Source organism: Stutzerimonas stutzeri (assembly GCF_024448895.1).
In the GTDB taxonomy this organism is placed as follows: Bacteria; Pseudomonadota; Gammaproteobacteria; order Pseudomonadales; family Pseudomonadaceae; genus Stutzerimonas; species Stutzerimonas stutzeri_Q.
Genome location: NZ_JAMOIC010000009.1, coordinates 113,016 through 133,642 on the forward strand (window position 1 = coordinate 113,016; position 20,627 = coordinate 133,642).

Below are 20,627 nucleotides of genomic sequence, written 5' to 3' on the forward strand. Positions count from 1 at the left end.
GGCGTCCGTCTGTGTCGCGGGTTGGCTTAGAAGCTCAGCGCGGCGCCGATGGCGTAGGTTCGTGTGTCTTCGTCGATGGCGTCGGTATCCCGGCCGGTCAACTCGAACTGATTCACCTCGGCAACCAGCTTCAGGTTGTCGTTGATGGTGCGGAAATACGCGATGCCTCGGGTTTCGTAATCGGCGGCTGTGCCCAGCCCGTTGCCGTCATCCTTGGTCTTGCCTGTTGAAAGTGCGATGCGATTCTTGCCGAAGCTGTAGGAGCCCTGCAGCAGATAGCCGTCGCTGTCTACGTCACGCAACTGCGCTTCGCCGGCGTTGTTGGTATAGAACGGGTTGATACCTTCGGCCTGGAAGCCCGACGCCGTAACAGAGAAAGCGCCCATCTTGGCCTGCACGCCGTAACCAATGCCCTTCGAATCGATTTCCTCGACCGTGCTGTCGGTGTTCTTGGAGGTCTGTTGCATGCCGTTGACCCAGGAATAGATCTGGGCGCCCGCAAGATCGAACTGGTAAGTGATCTCCGTTTCGAAGCGCGGGCTGTCCTGATAGGCCTCGTCCAGCGCGCTGCTCGCATCGTCTGTCGTATCGACCGGATCCATGATGCCGGCAGCGATACGCAGGCCGCTCATGACAGGCGAGCGATAGGTTATCTGCGAAGTCGGGAACGGGTATGGGTAGCCCGTACCGATGTTGCCGAACGAAACGCCGCCAAAATCGACCAGCCCAAGGGTGTCGCTGACCTGACCGTAACCGGCGAGCATCTCGTCGAGAAAGATGTTCGACCGACCGAACAGGCCGAAATCCTTACCGAAAAGCACTTCACCCCACTGGTCGTTGGCTGCTGTGCCGTAGAACTGGCGAACGTCGATGCCGGTCTCGGTGCCATTGGTGTCGCTGTCGTTGATCGAGACCCAGAACGAGGAGCGACCTCCGATCTTCAGCTCATCGAGCTGTTTGCCAAAGTTGAACCCGATGTAGTTGGGTAGAAAGCCCATTTTCACCCGCGACTGGTCGCGGTCGAACTGCTCACCGGCTCGATCGACATCGCTGCTGACGTAAAAGGTATTGAAATAACCGTCGACCGAGAACGTGGTGTCGTCCTTGTCGTACAGCTTTATCTCGGCGACCGCCGACTGGCTGAGGCTCATGGCAATCGCGCTGGCCAGGGCCATTGGCAATAGAGTGGTAACCGTTTTCTTGTTGTTCTGCATGGCGCTCTCCGCTGATGTGACGACGGGCAGTCGTGTCGAGGCGGATTATCGAAAGCGCGGCTGCAGGCACATACGCTGCGATAGCGGCGACTGGCTACTACTTTGGCCTTGGCGCCTGGCTTGCTTACCCGGACCAGTGTCACCGTTCCGAGCGAACTAGCGCTTAGGTATTACGCCGTTGCGCTTAGGTAGGCCGCCATCACGACGCGCTGGCGTAACGTCGTGGATTCGGCAGGTCCGCAGCCATGTGGTGGGTGAGGTTTTAGTTGAGCCAGCAACGAAAGGCGCGGTATCAGGCGCTCAAGGGGCGACGGACCAGCTCGCGTCCGGCGCGCGAGCGTTCGCCACCGCTACCCAGCCACCGGCAGCACTGCGCAATTCATCCAGCGCGGCGATCAGATCGTTCGGGCTGAGGACGCGCATGGCGGCGGCGACTTGCGTCGGGTGGTCGATTTCAAGCCCTGACAGGAAGCCTTGCCAGGCCTGGCCGGCTCGGGCGCGAAGTTCGCTGTCGGCAACATGCCTTTCACTCGCTTCACGCGCGGCTTGCTCCGACACCTCGCCCGGCTGATGGGACAGTGCCTCGGAGAACGTCGAAAGGAAGGCATCGACATGTTCGAGAATCTGCGCAGCAGACGCGGTAGGTGACTGCACCCCGAAGACGATGCCGGCGTAGCTGCCGAACTGACTGAAGCGGCTGAAGACTGCGTACCCCAACTGCAACTCACTGCGCAGCCGGCGAAAGAACGGCCCTTCGATCAGCTGTGCCAATACCCGCCATGCGGCTTCGCACTCCGGCGTTGGATCCGGCAGTGGGCAGAACAGCAGAAAAGCCGTCTCGTTCGTGAATTGCTCAACGCCAATCGAATGCCAAAGCTTATGCGCCCTGAACACGGTGCCGGCGACTGCCGATGGCGCCGGTTCACCTGGCAAGATTTTGAGGGCGTTGACGAGCGGCCCGCTCATGTCTTTGGCGAAGCCGACAGCCATTGCTTGCCATCGGGCGCTTTGCCAGATTCGGATCAGCTCGGCAGCGTCATCGTACGAGACCGTTCCCGCATTCGCCGGGCCTAGCGCAAGCAGCCGTGGCAGGCGATCGAGCAGTTGCCTGAGCAGCATTTCGTCACCCCGCAGCGAGGCCTGTTTGTCGGCGTGACGCCTGCCCTCAACGATTGCTCGGGCAGGTGGTGCAGTGAAGAGCCCAATGATCTCGTCGAGAATGGACGGTACGGCCTCGGCATAGCCTTCCAGACGTAGCACCCAAGCGCTGCCAAAGTCTTCGAATCGCAGCGACACACCAGCCTGCCGCGCCGCCCAGATGCTTGGTTGGAGAGTCTGGGAAAGCGCATGCCACAGACCCGTTGGCGGTTGGCCATCGGTGAATTGCCATTTCAGGAACAGTGCGCCCTGCCCGCTTTTGTCTTGCGGCCCGCTCCAGCGCAATGCAGTCGGGAAATCGCGCGCCTCGTGGCGCTGGACGTCCAGGTTTAACCACGGATTACGCGCCGGCCTCTGCCACGCCCAATCGACCGGGCTCGACTGCTGCGGAGATTCGACCCCCAGCCGCAGGGAAAAGCCGCTGGTGTCGACGGGGTCCAGATCAATTCCGTCTGCCGTGAGGACCAGAGGAGCAGAGTCAAGCATCCCGGCCATGAGTGCCACAAAGGCTTGCCGAATCGCCGCCTTATCGCTGCTAGTGCTCCAGGCGAGTGGCTCTACCCAGTGCCGCAGCTGCGCTAACGGCTCGGCACCCTGCAGGCTGCGGAGACAGACGCGTCGATACTCATCGAAGCACGGCACCCAGTGTGCTTCCGAGGAGAAGAAGCGAAGCCAGTCGAGAACCGCATCGACGAGGGTGGCTCGTCTGCTCAGCCCCTCCTCTGTCGGCAACAGTTCGATCACCGCGACGCCCTGCCCCTCATGCCAGTAGGGCATGCGCAGCTTGACCGAGCGACACAACCCAGTCTCGCGCAGCCGCTGAGCGAGCCCCCCATGTGCTTCGGATGCGAGCCAAAGGCCCAGATAATCCAGAGCAAGCGCCGAGTGGCCCGATAGACCGTCAAGAACGAACGCCAGCAACAGCCGCGGTTGTGCATTGTCGAGCTGCAACCGAAGCCACTGATTACTGCTGCGACGCAGCGGTAAGACGCGCTGCGAAAAGCTGCTGCCTGATGAAAGCGTTGCATCAGCCCGTTCTGCCAATTGCAGCAATTGCTCGGCCGTCTGAGGCCCGGCCAGTAATAGCTCGATCTCACTGGCCTGATAGAAGCGTCGGTGATAGCCCGTCAGCGCCTGCTGGAATGCTGGATCCTCGACCGGCAAGGTATCGCGGTTGCCAGCGTGGAAACCGCTGAAGGGATGTGACGCCTCGATTCCGAAGCCGAGCGCGGCATCACAAAGCGTTTCGGCATCCTGGGCGCGCGCCTGGAATTCCGCATCCAGCACCTCGCGCTCACGTAGCTGAGCGTCTGGGTCGAGCAGAGGATTGGCAAGCATGTCCAGCAGCCGGAGCATCGCTTCCCGAAAATGGCTGGCGGGCAGTTGGAAGAAGAAGTCGGTATGTCGCTCACGCGTCGAGGCATTCAGCTGGCCCCCGCAACCCTGCACAAACGGCATCAGACTTTGCGCAGCGTGATAGTCCCGGCTACCCAGAAACAGCAGATGTTCGAGAAAGTGGGCCAGACCTGGGTAGGCTGTCGGCGCATCATGCGAGCCCGCATGCACGCGGATCAGCGCTGCCGATTGCGAGCTGGCCGTTAGCGGTAGCAGTCGCACCCGCAATCCATTGGTGAGGATCAGCTGGGCTGGGCGCTGAGCGGGGTCGGCTGGCGAGGGCATTGATGTGCGTTCCGTCTGTGGATCTGGAAGCATCGCGTCGCCACTGCGTGATCGCAATGCCCTTTCAGCATCCAACCCTGAGCTGCGCTCGGCAAGCGAGTTTGCTAGGTGTCCAGATGCCCGTCGAGGAACTGCAGCATACGACGCTGCATCAGCTTGCCGGCGTTACCCAGGCAGGCGATGGGTGATCCCCTAAGCCCTTCCTGAGAAAACTCGGCCGCTTCGCCCGCCATGGCCAGGGGGCAGTCGAGGCTCAGGGCCAATTTGGCCAGCTGTTTAAGCAGCGCAGCATTGGGCGGGACGTTGGAATACAGCACCAGTGCCCGAGGCCGCACCTTCTGGCACACCAGCGTCAACTCATCGAGTGGCTGACCGATGGATAACACGTTCACCGCGACCTGCTCGCTGGACAGCAGCAACCCCGCGATCATCAGTTCGAGCTCCCGGCACTGGCCCGGAACCGCGGCGAGCAGCACACGGCCTTCTGCCTGTGAGCGGCCGAGTTGCAGGCGCTGCAGTACGCGGGCACGCAGAAAGCTGTCGAGGAATAACCATTCGCTGGTCTGGCCGAATTCGTCCTGGCGCAGCAGCAACTGCTGCCATAGCGGCAACAGGACATCCTGGAAAACCACCGGAAGTGGATAAGTCGAGAAGATCTGTCCGTACACCTGATCGAGGCGGTTCTCGTCGAAGCTGCTCACCGCGCGCTGAACCTGCACCTGCCATTCACCCCACTCACCCGCCACCGCTTCCTGCTGCTCCGGTAGCGCTGACGCTCTGGTTGCCGCGCTGCGGGAGAGGATGCTGCCCACTTTGCTGACCGCAACACCACGTTCCGTCCACGCCAGGATGCTGCGCACCGACTCGACGTCGGCCATGGAATAAAGGCGGTGCCCACTCTCCGTGCGGGTGGGCTGAATCAACCCATACCGCCTCTCCCATGCGCGCAAGGTCACCGGATTGACACCGGTCAGGCGCGACACCTCTCGAATTGGGAAAAGCTCCTCACGCTTGAGCGGTTCGGAAGAAAGCAGCGTGGCAGCAGCACGGGCGGATTCGGTCATGACGCAGGCAGCTCATGCAAAGGAAGGCGGCATTGTAACTCAGGGCCTGCAGGCATAGGCTATACAAGAGCTATACAAATCGAGGGCTGTGCGATGCATCCGAAATTGCCGCTTACGCTCTATGTCGATGGCGCGTGCCCCCTCTGCGCACGTGAGATCATCTGGCTGCGACGCCATGCCACTGCCGACCAACTGGTGTTGGCAGACGTAAGCGCGCCCGGCTTAGTTTGCGATGGCCGATCAAGCGACCAGCTCAGGGAAAAACTACACGCGCGCACTGCAGACGGCGAGTGGCTGACGGGTATCGATGCTACCTACTGGAGCTGGCGCGCAGCAGGACGAGGCCGCTGGGCAGCGCCGCTGGGCTGGCGCCCGCTTCGACCGTTTCTCCTGCTGACCTATTGGCTGTTCAGCCTCGCACGCCCTCACCTTGGCTGGTTGCCCCATCCAGAAGGATCGAAGCGCTGTGCCGAGCGGTGCGACCTCGATTCCTGAGCCGCGTTACTGAAAAGCTCTACAACAGCTCGGCAGGCGAGATCTTCTGGCGCATGTCTGATGCAAATTCGTGCGCGATATTGGGCGTTCAATCGCCAGTTACCGGACGCTAGGCGTCTTTATTTCTTGTACAAAAAAATCATCTGGTATAGCTTTGCCATCACCGGTAGGAAGCTAGCATGCAGCTCTGCAGCAGTGACCGCCCAATTCCACGCATGGCTACTGACACGCTGTCAAAGGACCGCCTGATGAACGATATGCCCAACCATTTCCGCGAAATTCTCCTGGGTGTCGGCGAAGACCCGCAGCGAGAAGGGCTGCTCGATACCCCGAAACGTGCTGCCAAGGCCATGCAGTATCTGTGCAATGGCTACGACAAGAGTTTGGAAGAAGTCGTGAACGGTGCGCTGTTCACCTCCACGAACGATGAAATGGTCATTGTCCGTGACGTGGAGCTGTATTCGCTCTGCGAACACCACATGCTGCCCTTCATCGGCAAGGCGCATGTCGCGTACATCCCAACCGGCAAGGTACTTGGGCTGTCCAAGGTCGCGCGTATCGTCGATATGTACGCACGCCGATTGCAGATCCAGGAAAATCTGACCCGCCAGATTGCCGAGGCTATTCAGGAAGTCACTCAGGCAGCTGGAGTCGCGGTCGTCATCGAGGCGAAGCACATGTGCATGATGATGCGCGGTGTGGAGAAGCAGAACTCGTTGATGAACACGTCAGTAATGCTGGGAGCGTTCCGCGAATCCTGCACCACTCGAATGGAATTCCTGCAACTGATCGGAGGCAATCGCTGATGCCCAGACTGGAACCCGGTATGGCACGCATACGTGTGAAAGACCTGCGTCTGCGCACCTACATCGGTATCAACGAGGACGAAATCCTCAACAAGCAGGACGTGCTGATTAACCTGACTGTTTTCTACAAGGCGGTGGATGCCGTCCGGGATAACGACATTGATACCGCGCTCAACTACCGGACCATCACCAAGGCCGTGATCGCCCATGTAGAGAACAACCGCTTCAGCCTGCTCGAGCGCCTGACCCAGGAAATCCTCGACCTGGTAATGAGTCGACCCAGCGTCGAGTACGCCGAAGTGGAAGTAGATAAGCCGCACGCGTTGCGATTCGCCGAATCGGTTTCGATCACGCTTGCCGGTAGCCGTTGATAAGCCGCTGGCAGCAAACTCATCCATCTCAGCCCGGACGCGTAAGAATCTGAACACCCTTAATGGCGTCGGTCGGTAGAGCGTTCGGATCTGGCGGGGCCGGCGCGGTTCATATGCCACCGTCGATGCCGGCCCGCCAGTCGTCGGCCCATGGAGATATCAGCAAGCGAAACAGCCACGCTACAAAAGCGTTGTGCCGCGCCTGAAGAACTTGTTCTAGAATGCGGCGAAACGAACAAGAGACACCCAGATGATCAATGCCAAGCTGCTGCAACTGGTAATCGAAGCCTCCAACGACGGAATCGTGGTAGCCGAGCAGGAAGGCGACGACAACATCCTCATCTACGCCAACCCCGCTTTTCAGCGACTGACCGGCTACAAGATCGACGACATCCTCTATCAGGATTGCCGCTTCCTCCAGGCAGACGACCGTGACCAACCGGGCCTGGATGCCATACGCGAAGCCGTCCGGTCCAATACCCCATGCCGTCAGATCATCCGCAACTATCGAAAGGATGGCAGTGCGTTCTGGAATGAACTGTCCATTACGCCGGTCTTCAACGAAGGCGATCAGCTCACCTATTACATCGGCATCCAAAAGGACGTCACCCCTGAAGTCGAAGCCAAGCAGCGTGTGCGTGAACTGGAAGCCGAGGTTCAGGAACTCCGCGACAAGCTCAATGCACTGAAAGGCTAGCCCCCTCCTCCGGTCTCTTTCTGACCTCCGACATTTCAGTTCGACACATCGCCGCCGACACTCTGCGCACGAGGCCTGCAAACAAGCACGCCTCCACGTCGCATTGCGCGTGGAACGAGCTCCTCACTATGCAGGCGCCTCGTAAATACGAATAATAGCTATCTGCCATTAATCTACCGCCAACCCGGACGGCGGTTGTACTCGGACTGGCTCCTTGACCACCTATGCTTTCGTTGAAAACGCTTTCGTGTTGCTTGCACTCTGCTGGCTGCTGTCGTTCACAGCACGACATTGGGGGCAGAGCCACCAGCGGTGGGCGCAATGCACGGCCGGCGTCTGGTTCGGAGGGGCTTGCATCGTCGGCATGTTGATGCCGATTTCCGTTCAATCCGGAATCATCTTTGACGCACGCTCGGTCGTGCTGAGCATGGCCGCTCTGTTCGGGGGACCACTTGTGGCGGGTATTGCCGGACTATTGGCGGGCAGTTACCGGGCTTGGCTGGGTGGCTCGGGCGTCTGGGTCGGCCTGTTGAACGTTCTGCTGCCAATCGCGCTCGGACTGGCCTATCGGCATTACCATCGTCGCGGACAGGTCGGCATTGGCTTGCTGCAACTGTTGCCGTTTGGCCTGTTGCTGCATGCATGCGTCGTGGCATCGCTGCTGCTCCTTCCCGCTCCGTTCGTGAGACCGACCCTGGATCAGGTCGCCCTGCCGATGCTCCTGGTACTGCCAACCGCGGTGGTTCTGCTCGGCCTATTGCTGGCCGACCTTCTCAATCGAGCACAAATAGAGCGAGCGATGCATCTCAGTGAGGCCCGTCTGCGCGCCATCGCTCAGGCCATCCCGGATGTTTTGCTAGTGGTCGACGAAGACGGCCGCTACCTGGAAGTGGTCGCCAACGATGACACCCTGATTCACGGTACTGACAAAACGCTGGTAGGCAAAACGCTCGACGACGTCCTTCCAGCCCCACAGGCGCAGCGGTTTCGTGAATTGATTCAGCAGACGCTCGCTAGCGATTCCCCCGGTCTGCTTGAATATTCCGTCCAGACCAAGGACGGGCTAAGGGTCTTCGAAGTACGCGCCCAGCGCCTGCAGCTGGCGCAACCTTACAAACCGGCAGTGGTGTGCCTGAGCAGAGACATTAGCGACCGTGCTAATGCCGAGCAGGAGCGCCGCATCGCATCGATCGCGTTCGAGTGTCAGCAGGGCATGATCATTACCGATGCTGGAAACCGCATTCTGCGGGTGAATCAGGCATTCAGCGATATCAGTGGCTACAGCGCGGAGGAAGCGATAGGCAGGGACACACGCCTGTTAGCCTCCGGCCGGCATTCGCCCGACTTCTACCAGGCAATGTGGGAGAGTCTCGAGCGGAGCGGCGCCTGGCAAGGCGAGATCTGGAACCGCCGCAAGGGTGGCGAGGTGTACCCCGAGTGGCTGTCGATCAGCACGGTGCTCGACGCACAAGGCTGTGTCTCCAACTACGTTGCGGCGTTCACCGATATTACCGAGCGCAAGGCTGCCGAAGAACGCATCCACCATCTGGCCTTTTATGATCCGTTGAGTGGCCTGCCCAACCGAAGGCTGTTGCTTGATCGTGTCAGGCAGGCGTTGGCCGCTACCGAGCGCAGTCAGCACTACGGCGCACTGATGTTCATCGACCTCGACAATTTCAAGAACATCAATGACCTTCATGGCCACCAGGCAGGTGACCAGTTGCTCTGCATGGTCGCCGAACGGTTGAACCGTGAGGTTCGCAGCACCGATACAGTGGCCCGACTGGGTGGTGACGAGTTCGTGGTGATGCTCGAGGGTCTGGAATACAACGCCGAGTATGCCGCCGCACAGGCCGAGCACATTGGCGACAAGATTCTCTCGGCGCTCGCCCAGCCCTACCCGCTTGGCTCCCTCTTGCTGCATAGCAGTGCCAGTGTCGGCGTGGTGCTGCTCAATGCCGGCGAGGGCGACGCCGAGGAGCTCATGAAGCGCGCCGACATGTCCATGTACGAGGCCAAGCAAGCCGGCAAGAACGCGCTGCGATTCTTTGACCCTCGGATGCAGCAGGCGGTACAGGAGCGCCTGCGCCTGGAGGATGAAATACGGCGGGGTCTTGGTGCCGGAGAATTCGTGATCCACTTCCAGCCGCAGATCCAACGGCATCATGGCCTGGTCGGCGCAGAAGTGCTGGTGCGCTGGCAGCACCCGCAACGCGGCCTGCTATCACCCTTCCATTTCATTGGCCCAGCGGAACGTGCAGGGCTGATCGAGATGCTGGACTTCATCGTGTTGACCCAGGCGTGCGAACAACTCGCTGCCTGGGCTGGCCACCCTCGTTGGAGCAGACTGACACTGGCTGTCAACCTCAGCGCGAGCCTGCTGTATCAGCCTGACTTCGTCGCTCGCCTGTTGCAGATGCTGGGGCACAGCGGCGCCGATCCGCGGCTGCTCAAACTTGAAATCACCGAGTCACTGCTGCTGGACGACATGGAAGAAGCCGTTGTGCGAATGACGACCTTGAAAGCGCATGGGATTCGTTTTTCCATCGATGACTTCGGGACGGGTTATTCCTCGATGGCTTACCTGCAACAGCTGCCACTTGACCAGTTGAAGATCGATCAATCATTCGTGCGCCAGCTGGTGGATGACGCCAGCAGCCAGACCATCATCCGCGCCACCTGTGCGCTGGCAGCCGGGCTCAACCTTGAGGTCATTGCCGAGGGTGTGGAAACCGAAGCGCAGCGCCAGTTACTGATCGCCAACGGCTGCGAAATGTTCCAGGGCTACCTGTTCAGCCGCCCTGTGTCGCTGCTCGAATTCGAAGCCTTGGACCTCGAAGCAGTCGCATGACCGGCTGCGCATCACATGCTCGCAGCCAGCCACACGCAACGGCTCACTAGAGCGATAGAGGGGCGCGACGACACAGATCCACCAGCGCCTGCACCCACTGGTCATGGGTGTTCAGGCACGGGATCAATTGCAGTTCTTCGCCACCGGCCTCGATGAATTGCTCGCGACCACGATCTCCAATCTCTTCCAGCGTCTCAATGCAGTCGGCGACAAATGCCGGGCACATCACCAGCAGTTTCTTCACGCCCTGAGCAGCCAACTCTTCCAGATGAGCTTCGGTATAGGGCTCGATCCACTTGGCCCGACCGAGGCGCGACTGGAATGACACCGACCATTGATCCGCACGCAATCCGGCACGCTCGGCGAATGCCGCTGCACTCTGTATGCACTGTGCGCGGTAGCAACTCGCGAGCACCGGGCCTTCGGCTCGCTGGCAGCAGTCGGAACTCTTCAAGCAATGCGACCCTGTCGGGTCCGTCTTGTGCAGATGGCGCTCCGGCAGGCCGTGGAAGCTCAGCAGCAGGTGGTCGAACGACTGCGACAGATGCGGCTTCGCGCTGGCGACAAGGGCGTCCAGATATTCTGGCTGATCGTAGAACGGTTGAAGGATCGACAGCTGAATGCTGAGGCCATGATCGCGGATCACGCGCCGCGCCTCTTCAATCGCGGTGGTCGTGGTGCTATCGGCAAACTGCGGATACAGCGGAGCAAAGGTCACCTTGCCAATGCCCTGGTCAGCCAGTTTCAGCAGAGACGTCTCGATGGAAGGCTCGCCATAACGCATCGCGAGCTCGACCGGGCCGTCTTTCCAGTACGGGCGTACGGCGTCTGTCAGACGCCGGCTCAGCACTACCAGCGGAGAGCCTTCGGGCCACCAGATCGACGCATAGGCGTGTGCGGACTGCTCAGGACGCTTGATCAGAATCAGCGAGACCAACAAGCGGCGCACGGGCCACGGCAGGTCAATGACATAAGGGTCCATCAGAAACTGATTAAGATAGCGGCGCACATCGGCCACTTCCGTGGAGGCCGGTGACCCCAGATTGACCAACAACAACGCCTGCTCTGACATGCACATTCCTGACAACTGATTAAGGATCGCGCCGCGACCTGCTGGACGGCGGCGCCATTTTCACACAGCGGTTACGCCTTGCGCAGGTCCGCCAATGCCGCATCCAGGGTGTCGAACTGGAAGTTGTAGCCTGCGGCGAGCAACCGTGACGGCTGCGCTTTCTGTCCGCCGAGGATCAAGCCCGAGAGCTCACCCAACCCGACCCTCAGCGCCAAAGCCGGTACCGGGAGAATTGCCGGGCGCCCCAAACTCTTCGCATAGGCTTTGGCAAAGTCCGCATTGCGCTCCGGGTGCGGTGCGCAGGCATTGTAGGGGCCAGCTGCATCGCTCTGCCGTAACAGAAAATCTATCAGGCCGATCTGGTCATCAATGTGAATCCAGGGCATCCACTGGCGACCATTACCCTGTCTACCACCCAGGCCCAATGCGAACAGCGGCTTGAGTCGCTGCAGAAAACCGCCGTGTGGCGCGAGCACCAGCCCAGTCCTGACCAGCGCCACTCGGATACCAAACTGTTCGGCAACCATGGCGCTCTCTTCCCAGGCGACGCACAGCTGACTGGCAAAGTCATTGGTGACCGGCATGTCTTCTTCATTCAGCTCCCGCTCGCCACCGTTGCCATACCAACCAACGGCCGAGCCCGAAATCAGCAGCTTCGGCTTGTGCTCACGCATCGACAGCCACCCGACCAGTTGCTCAGTCAGCTTGATGCGGCTGTTCCATAACAAGAGTCGACGAGATTTGGTCCAGGGGCGGTCTGCAATCGGCGCACCGGCCAGATTGACCACAGCATCGAGCGATACCTCGTCGAGCTCGTTCAGCGCGCCGACTCCAGTGACCGCAGATCCGCACCGCTCATGAACCTCCTGCGGCGACCTGCTCCAAACCCAAAGACGATGGCCCTGTTCCAGCCAGCGCTTGCAAAGCGCTCGACCGATCAGACCCGTGCCACCAGTGATCAGAATGTTCATGGCGCCTCCTCTAGTCAGACGCAGCCCGCGCCGACGATCAGCCTGCAAGCGTGGAACCGATAGTACACCTATACATGTGAATAATGTTGTATAGCTTTGTACGGCAAGCGTAGCCTATGTCCACACATCACCGGAGCGGCTCTAAGCCCCTAGAGCAGGTTATACCTGCGATCACAGCCTCTCATTCCTGGAGTCGCCATGAATCGTTTCAACCCGGACAAGCTGCTGTTATCCAAGTGGACTGCCACACAACCGCAGAATAAAGAGAAGCACTTTCTCATTACCGAGCTTCAGCGCGACGAGGAAGGCGTCGTGCTCCAGGTCGAATTGCAGGCCGTCTACAGCAAGCGCAGTCAATGGCTGGACTGGCGCGAGCTGCGGGACGACCAGATCTGGCGACTTGGCTGGCAATAGATCCATGATGTTGTACAAGGCAACACTGAACCCTCGCGTTTCTTATACGTACTCTATTGACTTGTACAAGTAAGCCCCTATGATTGCCTCATGTTGTACAGACAAATTGATCTGTACAAGACACCATGAGGTCGTCCTATGCCCAATACCCCTCGCCCACACATCAAGGTTGGTATCAGTGCCTGCCTACTCGGCAGCCCGGTGCGTTTCAATGGCGGCCACAAGGAATCACGCCTGTGCAGCGAAACGCTTGCCAGCCACTTCGAGTTCATCCCGATATGTCCTGAGGTCGCCATAGGGCTTGGTACGCCCCGTGAGCCCATTCGGCTGGTTGGCGATCCGCTGAGCCCGCGTGCAGTCGGCACGGTGCATCCTGAGCTTGATGTCAGTGATGCGCTGACCGCGTACGGCAAGCAGATTGCCGCCGAGCTGGATGACATCAGCGGCTACATCCTCATGCAGAAATCGCCTTCCTGTGGCATGGAGCGGGTCAAGGTGTACCAGGCCAATGGACATCCCATCGATGGCGGCGGTTCGGGTCTATTTGCTCACGCGCTGATGCAGGCGCGCCCTGATTTGCCGATCGAGGAAGATGGTCGACTCAACGATCCGGTACTGCGGGAAAACTTTCTGACCCGGATCTTTGCTTATTCCGAATGGCATCGATTGCTGGAGACCGGCCTCACCCGCAAGGCGCTCGTCGAATTTCACTCGCGTTACAAGTACCAGCTGATGGCGACCGACCCCGTTCAATACAAGGCTCTTGGACAGCTGGTCGCGACGGTCGGTAACAAGCCGCTGGACGAGTTCGCGCCGGTCTATTTCAGCCAGCTGATGTCGGCTTTGAAAAAGACTGCTTCGCGTGGCACCCACAGCAACGTCCTGCAGCACCTTAGCGGCTATCTGAAGAATGATATCTGCGGCGAAGACAAGCAGGAGCTTCAACACCTGATCAGCCAGTACCGCCAGGGAATCGTTCCGCTGGTGGTGCCGATGACGCTGCTCAAGCACCACTTCCGCCGGCATCCGGACCGCTACGTGGCCACCCAGGTCTACATGCAACCGCACCCGGAAGACCTCAGCCTGCGCAACGGCATTTGAAAATGACCCTCACCGATGACGACGATATCGACGCAAGCTTTGCTGATGGCTGGTTTCCAATACGAGAGGTAGCGCGACTGACAGGTGTAAATCCGGTCACGTTGCGCGCCTGGGAGCGCCGTTATGGCCTGATCGTGCCACGTCGCACGCCCAAGGGTCATCGACTGTACGACGACACCCACGTCAAGCGGATCAACAACATTCTTAATTGGCTCAATCGCGGTGTTGCGGTAGGCCAGGTCAAGCAACTTCTGGATGCGCGTCAGACGCAGAATCTGGCCGAGCACAACCAGTGGGGCGGCATGCATGAGCAGATGCTGCAGGCCATTGGTGATCTATCCGAACGGCAGCTCGATGAAAGCTTCAACCGAGCCCTTTCGCTTTACCCGCCGCGCACCTTGTGCAAACACCTGTTGCTACCGCTGCTGTTGAGCCTTGAGCAACGCTGGGCAAACCAGTTCGGGGCCGAACTCGAGCGTGGGATGTTCAATTCCTGGTTGCGGACCAAGCTTGGCACTCGCGTGTACCACAGCAATCGTCAGTACAGCGGTACGCCGCTGTTGCTGGTGACGCTGTGCGACCAGCGTTTCGAGCCGGGTCTTTGGCTCAGCGCGTGGCTGGCCTCGAGCGCGGGCTGCCCGGTCGAAGTGATCGAGTGGTCGGTGCCGCTAACCGAACTGCCCCTGGCGCTTGAGCGGATAAACCCACGAGGGCTGCTGCTGTACGCCAGCCAATCGCTGGACAGCGGCTATCTCCAGCGTCAGCTGCCGCGGCTTACCGCCCCGAACGGCATGCCGCTGCTGTTGGTGGGGCCTGCGGCGAGCATCCATCAGGCGGAACTGCGTGACATGCCCGGTCTGACACTGGCCATCGACCCACTGGCGGCGCTCGAAGCGCTTCAGGCGAGCCCGCTTTTCGAGAATCCAAAAGGCTATCTGGAATGAATCAGCTGATGTGGCTGCGCACGGACCTGCGCGTTAGCGACAACACTGCATTGGACGCCGCCATGAGCGCCGGACCGACTATCGCGCTCTACCTGATCACGCCTCAGCAGTGGCAGGCTCATGATGACGCGCCGTGCAAAGTCGATTTCTGGTTGCGCAATCTGGCCGAGCTTTCAATCCGTCTGACGGACTTGAACGTACCGCTTCTGATCCGCACCGTTGCTGACTGGCAAGCGGCGCCCGGCGTGATCGCGGAGGTGTGCCGATCCCATGAAATCAGCACGCTTCATGTGAACGACGAATACGGCGTCAATGAACAGCGGCGGGACGTGGCCGTCGGTGAGGCGCTGGAATCAACACCTACCATCATGCGCAGACACCTTGACCAACTGCTGTTCACGCCCGGCTCCGTAACTACCCTTTCGGGCGGCTACTTCAAGGTGTTCAGCCAGTTCCGCAAACTCTGCTATCAGCGCCTAACCCATTCGCTCCCACCATGTCTTCCCGTACCGCCTCGGCAGGCACCGCTGCTGATCAAGAGCGACAAGGTGCCTGAAAGCGTTGAGGGATTCGCGCAACCGACAGAGCATCTGCGTTCACTGTGGCCTGCTGGAGAGGACGTTGCGCGCAAGCGGCTGGCCGTATTTTCCGAGGAGGCTTTGGCCGATTACCAGCTGCGCCGAGACTTCCCTGCCGAGCCCGGCACCAGCCAGATCTCGGCATACCTTGCGGCCGGGGTAATCTCGCCGCGCCAGTGCCTGCATGCGGCGCTCAGAGCCAATCAGGGTGAACTCGACAGCGGCAATCCGGGTGCAGTTACCTGGATCAACGAGTTGCTTTGGAGGGAGTTCTACAAGCACATCCTTGTGGGTTATCCGCGGGTTTCGATGGGCCGCGCATTTCGCCCAGAGACCGATGCCCTCCCCTGGCGCCACGCCCCCGACGAGCTTGCCGCCTGGCAACAGGGCCGTACAGGCTTCCCGATCATCGACGCGGCGATGCGTCAGCTACTGGCCACGGGCTGGATGCACAACAGGCTGCGCATGCTGGTTGCGATGTTCCTGAGCAAGAACCTGCTTATCGACTGGCGTGAGGGTGAGCGATGGTTCATGCAACACCTGATCGACGGTGACCTTTCAGCCAACAACGGCGGGTGGCAATGGAGCGCTTCGACCGGGACCGACTCGGTGCCCTACTTTCGCCTGTTCAATCCCATCAGCCAGTCCGCCAAGTTCGACCCGGACGGGCGCTTCCTCGAGCACTGGCTGCCGGAGCTGGCTGGTCTCGATAAACGAGCCATACATAACCCGGCAAAGCTGAACGGATTGTTCACGACCGTCGACTATCCGCCTCCAATCATCGACCTGTCGATGAGCCGTGAGCGCGCGCTGAGCGCATTCAGGCAGCTCGGGGAAGCCCCATGAGCGGAGACTGTCTGCGGCAGATCTGTGACCGGTTCGCGCAGCTGGATGCTGGTTCTCTTGGCCGCCTTGGCGATCTTTATGACGACAAGGTTCACTTCACCGATCCGCTACATGAGATATGCGGGCTGGATGAGCTGCGACGATATCTCGCTGAGCGATACGCAAACGTCACAGCGCTCGATTTCGAATTCTTCGCTTTTGACGAGGTGCGCCAAGGCGAAGGATATGTGCGCTGGGTAATGAGCTATCGCCACACCCGGCTCAACCGTGGGAAGCCGATCATTCTCGAAGGTTGCTCGATGCTGCGCTGGAACACCGAGGGCAAGGTGGTGCGCCATAGAGACTATTTCGACGCCGGCGCCCTGCTGTACCAGCATGTTCCGATCGTCGGCACATTGATCCGCGAATTGCATCAACGCATCGCATGACCGTCGCAGCAAGTCTCGGTTAGATGACCAAGGCGTGAGCTTTTCGAGGACCAACCCCCAGCCGCCTCCGGTTGATGACTGCAGACATTCTCGCCGACAGACGGCATGCGCCGTGACCTCCCCTCAGCCGATATATAAAGGCGCGTCCAAGCGCCCTCAGAGAGCTGTGCCATGAACGAAAAACCCCTCACCCTGCAAGACCATTATCGTAAAGCCGACCGGATCATGCTCGGTGTCTTGTGGTTCATGGCTGTCTGGTCGTTCGGCCTTGCCGCCGACAGCGGCACTTGGGGGCAGGCCCTAGTCATTGGTGGCGGCACCGCGCTGGCCATGACAGCCCTTCACGCTCTGATCGCCGGCGAACGCCTGATGCGATGCCTCATCGGCGCCGCGTTCATGGTGATGTCCGCGTTGCACATAAACCAGGAACACGGAATGCTCGAGATGCACTTCGGCATCTTCGCGCTGCTTGCCTTCCTTGTGTACTACCGTGACTGGCTGCCGATCGTTGTGGCTGCTGCCACGATTGCTGTCCACCACCTGAGCTTCTTTGCCCTGCAACAGCAAGGCGCCGGAGTCTTCCTGATGCCGGACGGCACCTGGAGTGAAGTCTTTCTTCACGCCTTCTATGTTGTGCTGGAGAGCGCCATCCTCATCTATCTGGCAATCAAAGCGAATATCGAAGCGCGTGAAGGCGAGGCCTTGCTCAGTACCGCCGCTGAGATCACTCGCGATCCGACACACATCGATCTACGCCAGCGCTGCTCGGCGAACGGTCCGGTTGGCAACCGCTTCAATCAGTTTCTGGATCAACTATCCGAGCTCGTCAGCGCTGTAGTCAGCGACACACGAGGGCTCGACCAAACCGCAGGAAGTTTGAACAAGGCTACCCGCCATTTGCGCGAAGGTGCGGACCGTCAGCTGGCTGAAACTGCACAGATGGTCGACGCGATGCATAAAATGTCTTCGGCCATCGAAGAAGTTGCGAGTAATGCGGACCGCGCAGCTCAGGCCGCCCAGGCAGCCAATACCAAAGCAGAACAAGGCCGTGCGGCAGTAGCAAACAGTCAGAACGAGATCGGCTTGCTTGCCAAGCGCATCGATGGCACCGATGAAGTGGTGCAGGACCTTGCCGTTCAGTCAGAACAGATCGGTCGTGTACTGGAAGTGATCCGCAGCATCGCCGAGCAAACCAACCTGCTGGCCCTCAACGCTGCCATCGAGGCCGCCCGTGCCGGCGACCAAGGTCGCGGGTTCGCTGTGGTTGCCGACGAGGTACGCAACCTCGCACAAAAAACTGCAACCTCGACGCGCGAAATCCAAGAGATCATCAGTCGTCTGCAGAGCAGTAGCCGCAAAGCTGCAGAATCCATGCAGGACAGCCGCCAGAGCGTGGTCCGTTGCGTCGATGACAGTCAGCAGACTACGGTTCTGCTCGAGTCGATGGCGAAGGAAATCGAAGCCATCAGCCACATGAACGAACGGATCGCCGCCGCCACCCATCAACAGACCGCCGTCTCGGCAGACATCTCCAGCCATTTGCACAGCGTTCAGCAGATCGCCGAGCAAAACGCCCTGGACGCCAACGAGCTGGACCAGGACAGTAACGGCCTGAGCACATTGGCGTCCCGCCTGGGGTCGCTCAGCGGACGCTTCGCGGTTCGTGAGGCGGCGAATCGCTAACGGGACAGCCGACCCTTTCGGCGGCAACTGCTAAGCGCCGCATCAACCACTATCGCGCGCGTGCTGCCCGGATAATCGAGGCAGCCCAGCGCATCCGACATTGCTTCAAAGCAGCACTCCGTTTCGCCACGTTGGCGTTCGTATGCATCGAATGCTATTTGTTGACGCCCCGCCAGGCCGTTCATGCCCGCAGAGGAGCCTCAACCATGTTTTCCACATCGCTCATCGAATCGCTTCGTAAAGCCCGACACGTAGTGGTATTCACCGGTGCAGGCGTCTCGGCAGAAAGCGGCATCCCCACGTTTCGTGATTTGCTGACAGGGCTCTGGGCGCGCTTCGATGCTGCATCGCTTGCTACGCCTGAAGCCTTCGAGACGGACCCGGCGCTGGTATGGGGCTGGTATGAATGGCGCCGCATGAAAGTGCTGCAGGCACAGCCGAATGCTGCACATCACGCGATCGCCGAACTGGCCCGTAAGGTTCCTCGTATGACTCTGATCTCTCAGAACGTCGACGATCTGCATGAGCGCGCCGGTAGCACTGACGTCATCCATCTACACGGCAGCCTGCACGCGCCACGCTGCTTCAATTGCGGCAAATCCCCTGACGTGCCCCTGGGCATGCCGGACGAACCGGAAGGCGGGCGTCGCTTGCAGCCGCCGCGCTGCTCAGCGTGTGGCGGGCTTCTGCGTCCTGGTGTCGTCTGGTTTGGCGAGAGCCTGCCGGTAGGGGCTTTGAACGCAGCATTCGAAGCGGCGGAGAATTGCGATTTGCTGATCTCCGTTGGCACCTCGGGCATGGTTTACCCGGCTGCCGAGGTTCCAGAGCTCGCGTGGCGAGCGGGCGCAGTCGTAGTACACATCAACCCACAACCGCAAGCCTGCCGCCATGATCGTGAATACGCGCTGGCAGGCCTCGCTGGTGAACAATTACCCAGGCTGGTCGACTCCTTAAGAAATACCTGAGATCACCCGCCACGCCAGGAAGCGACGATCACAAGTTGACCGAACCGATGAACTGTTTGAGTTCGGCTGTTTGCGGATTGGCGAAAAGCGCGTCGGGATGCCCCACTTCATGCACCTTGCCGTGGTGCATGAACACCAATTTGCTGCCGACTTCCCGGGCGAAACGCATCTCGTGCGTCACCATCACCAATGTCATGCCTTCGTTTGCGAGCTGTTTCACTACAGCCAGCACCTCATTGACCAGTTCGGGATCGAGTGCGGACGTGATCTCGTCACAAAGCAATACCTTGGGCGACATCGCAAGCGCTCGCGCGATTGCCACTCGCTGTTGCTGCCCACCCGACAGTGCGGTGCGCTTACAGCTAGCAGTGCATCAGTGCGACGCGCCGCCAACCTCAATCACCGATATCGGAATCCGAACCAAGCCCACGCAATCGATCAACCGAGCAAGACCTGAATTTGCGGTCGCCTCGATCCGAAAGCTGATCGAAGACGACGCCTATAAACCTGGCGATGCGCTGCCGTCACAACTGGAGCTGGCCGAGCGATTCGGCGTCAGCCGGGCCGCCCTGCGCGAGGCGCTCTCATCGCTCAGCGCACTTGGTCTGGTACGCATCCAGCCGGCACCCCGAACGGCCCTCCTCAGGTCAGCGGCGTCAGCACTGCAGCCTGATATGCCGGGCGTTGCCGCAACCGGTCGAACCAATCGCGCAGGTGCGGCAGATCCGGGCGCTCGATGGGCATCTCGAACCAGGCATAGGCGTAACAACCCAGCGGGATGTCGCCCATTCCAAGCGATTCACCTGACAGATAGGGTTGTGTGGATAACGCCTGGTCTGCGATAGCCAGCAGCCTCCCGCACTCTTCAAGCGCCGCTTGCACGGCAGCCATGTCGCGTTGGTCGGGCGCGGTACGCACCATGTTCCAGAACACCGGGCGGAATGGTGCTGCAAGCGTGGACGTTGCCCAATCCATCCATTTGTCCGCCTGCGCGCGTTGGGCCGGGTCCGTATTCCATAGCACGCCCTGCCCGTACTGTGCCGCCAGATACCGCACGATGGCATTGGATTCCCACAGGACGAGCTCGCCATCTTCCAGGCAGGGCACGAGTTTATTGGGATTTTTTGCAATGAAGTCCGGCTCGCCTACGATCCCGAAGACGCCGCCGGCATCAACGCGGGTGTATGGAACCTCGAGCTCTTCAAGGCACCAGAGCGGTTTTTTCACGTTGGTCGAGTTGCCGCGTCCCCAGAGTTTCAACATGCGCTTGCGCTCCAGTCCGTTCAGAT

At 60.0% G+C, this 20,627-nt stretch carries 18 protein-coding genes and 2 pseudogenes; 13 read left to right on the forward strand and 7 right to left on the reverse strand.

All coding sequences use genetic code 11. The features are described from left to right. Positions 1–26: 26 nt before the first annotated feature. From NA619_RS12955 to NA619_RS12965, 3 genes are all read right to left on the reverse strand, one after another. Positions 27–1,214 carry a porin gene (locus NA619_RS12955; protein WP_423836831.1) on the reverse strand — a complete coding sequence of 396 codons (1,188 nt, stop codon included), beginning with the start codon at positions 1,212–1,214 and terminating at the stop codon, positions 27–29. A gap of 300 nt (positions 1,215–1,514) precedes the next feature. Continuing rightward, the gene (gene pqqF / locus NA619_RS12960; RefSeq protein ID WP_255962258.1) at positions 1,515–4,052 is read right to left on the reverse strand and encodes a pyrroloquinoline quinone biosynthesis protein PqqF; all 2,538 of its coding nucleotides are present in this window, start codon (positions 4,050–4,052) and stop codon (positions 1,515–1,517) included. Between the two features lie 104 nt (positions 4,053–4,156). Then, entirely contained in the window at positions 4,157–5,116 is a 960-nt protein-coding gene (locus tag NA619_RS12965) for a MerR family transcriptional regulator (RefSeq protein WP_255962259.1), read from the reverse strand. Positions 5,117–5,209: 93 nt separating this feature from the next. Here NA619_RS12965 and NA619_RS12970 point away from each other — a divergent pair, with 93 nt between their 5' ends. The 5 genes from NA619_RS12970 (at position 5,210) to NA619_RS12990 (ending at position 10,336) form a co-directional block, all read left to right on the forward strand. Continuing rightward, positions 5,210–5,611 carry a thiol-disulfide oxidoreductase DCC family protein gene (locus NA619_RS12970; RefSeq protein ID WP_255962260.1) on the forward strand — a complete coding sequence of 134 codons (402 nt, stop codon included), beginning with the start codon at positions 5,210–5,212 and terminating at the stop codon, positions 5,609–5,611. Positions 5,612–5,859: 248 nt separating this feature from the next. Beyond that, positions 5,860–6,417 carry a GTP cyclohydrolase I FolE gene (gene folE / locus NA619_RS12975; protein ID WP_255962261.1) on the forward strand — a complete coding sequence of 186 codons (558 nt, stop codon included), beginning with the start codon at positions 5,860–5,862 and terminating at the stop codon, positions 6,415–6,417. Next, complete coding sequence (gene folX / locus NA619_RS12980) at positions 6,417–6,788, forward strand: dihydroneopterin triphosphate 2'-epimerase (RefSeq protein WP_255962262.1); 372 nt, start codon at positions 6,417–6,419, stop codon at positions 6,786–6,788. The genes folE and folX overlap by 1 nt, the downstream gene beginning before the upstream one ends. A 250-nt stretch (positions 6,789–7,038) precedes the next feature. After that, positions 7,039–7,485, forward strand: a complete 447-nt coding sequence (locus NA619_RS12985; protein ID WP_255962263.1) for a PAS domain-containing protein — start codon at positions 7,039–7,041, stop codon at positions 7,483–7,485. Between the two features lie 214 nt (positions 7,486–7,699). Then, a complete protein-coding gene (locus tag NA619_RS12990; RefSeq protein ID WP_255962264.1) occupies positions 7,700–10,336 on the forward strand; it encodes an EAL domain-containing protein in 2,637 nt (878 codons plus the stop codon). A 46-nt stretch (positions 10,337–10,382) separates the two neighbouring features. Here the strand turns inward: NA619_RS12990 and hemH are convergent, their stop codons facing one another. Both hemH and NA619_RS13000 read right to left on the reverse strand, forming a co-directional pair. Further along, positions 10,383–11,408, reverse strand: coding sequence for a ferrochelatase (gene hemH, locus NA619_RS12995; RefSeq protein WP_255962265.1), 1,026 nt, complete (start codon positions 11,406–11,408; stop codon positions 10,383–10,385). A 71-nt stretch (positions 11,409–11,479) separates the two neighbouring features. Next, positions 11,480–12,379: a TIGR01777 family oxidoreductase gene (locus NA619_RS13000; RefSeq protein ID WP_255962266.1), complete on the reverse strand. Its 900-nt coding sequence runs from the start codon at positions 12,377–12,379 to the stop codon at positions 11,480–11,482. 198 nt (positions 12,380–12,577) lie between these two features. Between NA619_RS13000 and NA619_RS13005 the strand changes: the two genes are divergently transcribed. The 7 genes from NA619_RS13005 to NA619_RS13035 all read left to right on the forward strand — a co-directional run bounded on the left by NA619_RS13005 (position 12,578) and on the right by NA619_RS13035 (position 19,338). After that, a complete protein-coding gene (locus tag NA619_RS13005; RefSeq protein ID WP_255962267.1) occupies positions 12,578–12,793 on the forward strand; it encodes a TIGR02450 family Trp-rich protein in 216 nt (71 codons plus the stop codon). Between the two features lie 138 nt (positions 12,794–12,931). Continuing rightward, the gene (locus tag NA619_RS13010) at positions 12,932–13,894 is read left to right on the forward strand and encodes a YbgA family protein (RefSeq protein WP_255962268.1); all 963 of its coding nucleotides are present in this window, start codon (positions 12,932–12,934) and stop codon (positions 13,892–13,894) included. A gap of 2 nt (positions 13,895–13,896) precedes the next feature. Next, positions 13,897–14,838 (forward strand): MerR family transcriptional regulator, encoded by a 942-nt coding sequence (locus NA619_RS13015; protein ID WP_255962269.1) that lies wholly within the window; start codon positions 13,897–13,899, stop codon positions 14,836–14,838. Beyond that, positions 14,835–16,262 carry a deoxyribodipyrimidine photo-lyase gene (gene phrB / locus NA619_RS13020; RefSeq protein WP_255962270.1) on the forward strand — a complete coding sequence of 476 codons (1,428 nt, stop codon included), beginning with the start codon at positions 14,835–14,837 and terminating at the stop codon, positions 16,260–16,262. Before NA619_RS13015 ends, phrB begins: the two co-directional genes overlap by 4 nt. After that, positions 16,259–16,690 carry a nuclear transport factor 2 family protein gene (locus tag NA619_RS13025; protein WP_255962271.1) on the forward strand — a complete coding sequence of 144 codons (432 nt, stop codon included), beginning with the start codon at positions 16,259–16,261 and terminating at the stop codon, positions 16,688–16,690. The genes phrB and NA619_RS13025 overlap by 4 nt, the downstream gene beginning before the upstream one ends. A gap of 171 nt (positions 16,691–16,861) precedes the next feature. Next, positions 16,862–18,373: a methyl-accepting chemotaxis protein gene (locus tag NA619_RS13030; RefSeq protein ID WP_255962272.1), complete on the forward strand. Its 1,512-nt coding sequence runs from the start codon at positions 16,862–16,864 to the stop codon at positions 18,371–18,373. Between the two features lie 206 nt (positions 18,374–18,579). Next, on the forward strand, positions 18,580–19,338 hold the full coding sequence (locus NA619_RS13035; RefSeq protein WP_255962273.1) for an SIR2 family NAD-dependent protein deacylase: 759 nt from the start codon (positions 18,580–18,582) through the stop codon (positions 19,336–19,338). Between the two features lie 28 nt (positions 19,339–19,366). On the opposite strand, the pseudogene NA619_RS13040 reads toward NA619_RS13035, so the two are convergent. Next, positions 19,367–19,684 (reverse strand): annotated as a pseudogene (locus NA619_RS13040) (ATP-binding cassette domain-containing protein); the annotation flags it as partial. A 127-nt stretch (positions 19,685–19,811) separates the two neighbouring features. On the opposite strand from NA619_RS13040, the pseudogene NA619_RS13045 reads away from it, so the two are divergent. Then, positions 19,812–19,961 (forward strand): annotated as a pseudogene (locus NA619_RS13045) (winged helix-turn-helix domain-containing protein); the annotation flags it as partial. A 19-nt stretch (positions 19,962–19,980) separates the two neighbouring features. Here NA619_RS13045 and NA619_RS13050 read toward each other — a convergent pair. After that, the gene (locus tag NA619_RS13050; RefSeq protein WP_255962274.1) at positions 19,981–20,601 is read right to left on the reverse strand and encodes a glutathione S-transferase; all 621 of its coding nucleotides are present in this window, start codon (positions 20,599–20,601) and stop codon (positions 19,981–19,983) included. Between the last annotated feature and the right edge of the window lie 26 nt (positions 20,602–20,627).